At 59.4% G+C, this 2501-nt stretch carries 2 protein-coding genes and 1 pseudogene; all 3 read left to right on the top strand.

What is annotated here, in order from left to right; translation table 11 throughout:
* Positions 1 to 84: 84 nt before the first annotated feature.
* Positions 85 to 285 (top strand): annotated as a pseudogene (locus EFD55_RS34165) (transposase); the annotation flags it as partial.
* A 182-nt stretch (positions 286 to 467) separates the two neighbouring features.
* Complete coding sequence (gene tnpB, locus EFD55_RS32815; RefSeq protein WP_125851270.1) at positions 468 to 812, top strand: IS66 family insertion sequence element accessory protein TnpB; 345 nt, start codon at positions 468 to 470, stop codon at positions 810 to 812.
* Between the two features lie 74 nt (positions 813 to 886).
* Positions 887 to 2479 carry an IS66 family transposase gene (gene tnpC / locus EFD55_RS32810; protein ID WP_125851268.1) on the top strand — a complete coding sequence of 531 codons (1593 nt, stop codon included), beginning with the start codon at positions 887 to 889 and terminating at the stop codon, positions 2477 to 2479.
* Positions 2480 to 2501: the final 22 nt, after the last annotated feature.

The raw sequence follows: 2501 nt of genomic DNA, 5'->3' as shown, positions 1-2501 counted from the left end.
GTAAGCGGCAAGCAGACCCCATCTGGCGTCGATAGCCTTGATCCCGGTAATGCAGATAGACGAATTCACGAACTGTGAGCTTCTATGTCTGCGCCTAGCTCTGGAACTAGAAACTTCCATATGATCGAGGCTGTTCCGGAACGGCTCGAGGGTGCTCCGCGACAATTTCGGCGGCGCTGGTCCGATGATTTTAAGGCGCGGGCTGTGGCCGAGACAATGGAGCCTGGCGCGAGCGTGTCGGCAATTGCGCATCGCATCGGCATACATCCCTCACAACTATTTGGCTGGCGGCGTGATGCGCGAGACGGACAGCGATCGGTCTCGCGAGATCGGGCTGTTCAGACAGAAACCAGATCGATTGGCAGACGTTCGATGATCGAGCTTGTCATCGGCGATATCGTTATCCGGGCTGACGCAGATATCGACGACGGCCATCTGCAGCGGGTGATCCGAGCGGTGCGCTCGGCATGATCCCGTCAGGCGTGAAGGTCTTTCTCGCGAGCCATCCGATCGACTTTCGCAAGGGTCCGGACAGCCTGCTTTCGCTGGTGCGGGATGCCGGCAGTGATCCGTTCAACGGTGCACTCTATGTCTTTCGGGCCAAGAGAGCGGACCGGGTCAAGATCGTTTGGTGGGATGGCTCGGGCGTTTGCCTCTATGCGAAGCGGCTGGAGAAAGCCCAGTTCTTCTGGCCCCGGATCGGTCACCATCGCGTCCAGCTCAATCACGCCCAGCTTCTGGCTCTTGTCGACGGAATGGACTGGAAGCGGGTTCGATCCACGCCGGTGAAGCCACCCGAGATTGTTGGGTAAAACCGCTGCGGCGAAGTGAATCAGCAGCCTGAAACCACGGGCGGATCGCGACAAAATATGCTCTGATCGTGCCTATGACGCTGCCCGATATCGAGCTCCCGGATGATGTACAGGCTCTGAAAGCCATGGTCCTTGCCATGGCCGAAAAAGCAGCCCGCGTCGAGGCTTTGGAGAAGCAGGTTGATGATCTTGAGGCACGCAATGCGGACGCCGACCAGCGTATCGAGCGGCTGACGCAGATCCTGAAAGCTTTCGATCGCGCCCGATTTGGCCGACGCTCGGAAAAGCTTGCATCATCCACCGTCGATGACGAGCAGCATGCCTTTGTCTTCGAGGAGATCGAGACCGGCATTGCAGCAATCAAGGCTCAGGTTACGAAAGGCCGCGGCAGCGCGGACAGCAAGCGCGCTCCACGACCACGTAAGGGGTTTGCGCCGCATCTCGAGCGCGTCGAGGTCGTGATCGAGCCGGAAGACCTGCCAGAGCATGCGGGTAAGACGAAAATCCTGATTGGAGAAGATGTCTCCGAGCGGCTGGACGTGGTCGCTGCGAAGTTCCGGGTGATCGTCACTCGTCGTCCCAAGTATGCCTTTCGGAACGATGACGGCGTCATCCAGGCGGCGGCTCCGGCACACATCATCGAAGGCGGCATTCCGACGGAAGCACTCCTGGCCCAGATCGCCGTCTCCAAATATGCCGATGGCCTGCCGCTCTATCGCCAGGAAGCCATCTACGCACGCGATAGGGTCGAACTCGACCGCAAGCTCATGGCACAATGGATGGGTAAGGTCGGGTTCGAACTCAATATCCTCGCCGACTACATCCTCGACGAGATCAAGAAGGCCGAACGGATCTTTGCCGACGAAACGACCTTGCCAACACTCGCACCAGGTTCCGGATCGGCGAAGACGGCGTGGCTATGGGCATATGCCAGAGACGATCGAACCTTCGGAGGTAGCGGCCCGCCGATGGTGGCCTATCGCTTCGAGGATAGCCGCGCCACCGAGTGCGTCGCGCGACACCTGAACGGCTATCATGGAATCTTGCAGGTCGATGGATATGCCGCCTATACCAAGCTCGTCCGCAAGGATGGAGGCAATGACAGCGCCACTCTGGCCGGCTGCTGGTCGCACAGCCGCAGGAAGTTCTACGAGTTGCATGTCGCAAAGAGCTCGAAGGTCGCTACAGACACCGTCCAGCGTATGGCGAAGTTATGGGAGATCGAGGAGCGTGTGCGCGGCCAAAGCCCTGAGGCTCGTGTCGCAGCACGTCAGGAGTTCTCCGCGGCGATCGTTCGTGACCTCTTCACTCTCTGGCAGGCCACCCTGCCGCGGGTATCCGGAAAATCCAAACTCGCGGAAGCTCTCCGCTATGCCATATCGCGCCGCGATATCTTCGAGCGCTTCCTGAAAGACGGCCGCGTCGAACTGGACTCCAACATTGTTGAGCGGGCGATCAGGCCCCAGGCGATTACGAGAAAAAATAGCCTATTCGCTGGAAGCGACGGCGGCGGCAGGACTTGGGCGACGATCGCGACGCTGCTTCAAACTGCAAAGATGAACAACGTCGATCCGCAGGCCTGGCTCAGACAGACGCTTGAGCGCCTTGCGAAGGCATGGCCCAACACCGAAATCGAAGCCCTCATGCCGTGGAACTATACAGCCTGAGTGGCCCCAGCTTGTCGCTTAC

The sequence above is a fragment of the Rhizobium pisi genome, from assembly GCF_003938655.1.
In the GTDB taxonomy this organism is placed as follows: Bacteria; Pseudomonadota; Alphaproteobacteria; order Rhizobiales; family Rhizobiaceae; genus Rhizobium; species Rhizobium pisi.
This window is presented reverse-complemented; position numbering and strand designations above follow the sequence as displayed.

Coding starts and splice junctions, on each gene's coding strand:
- tnpB (WP_125851270.1), top strand. CDS start 468: ATGATCCCGTCAGGCGTGAAGGTCTTTCTCGCGAGCCATCCGATCGAC.
- tnpC (WP_125851268.1), top strand. CDS start 887: ATGACGCTGCCCGATATCGAGCTCCCGGATGATGTACAGGCTCTGAAA.